This window comes from Pseudoalteromonas sp. 20-92 (assembly GCF_030847595.1).
GTDB classification, from domain to species: Bacteria; Pseudomonadota; Gammaproteobacteria; order Enterobacterales; family Alteromonadaceae; genus Pseudoalteromonas; species Pseudoalteromonas fuliginea.
The window spans coordinates 1-269 of record NZ_JANJGQ010000112.1; the positions used below are offsets into that span (position 1 = coordinate 1).

Annotated in this window: 1 protein-coding gene; it reads left to right on the forward strand. The window is 38.3% G+C overall.

The window, feature by feature from the left end; genetic code table 11:
* On the forward strand, positions 1-269 hold a 269-nt coding region (locus NRL14_RS20975), incomplete at both ends, for an IS110 family transposase (protein ID WP_306725533.1).

The window sequence follows — 269 nt, forward strand, 5'->3', positions numbered from 1 at the left end:
GATGGAATTGGGAATACTTTAGCACTGACTATTATGTTAGAAACTGGCACGATTAAACGTTTTGATAGCCCAGGAAATTTCTCATCGTATTGTCGCTGTGTTAAAGGGGCAAGGTACAGCAATGGAAAGAAAAAGGGCGCGACGAATCAGAAGAATGGTAATCGTTATTTAGCGTGGGCCTTTACTGAAGCTGCTAATTTTGCAATTCGTTATAACCCAACAGTTAAAAAATATTATCAACGAAAACTGGCTAAAACAAACAAGGTAGT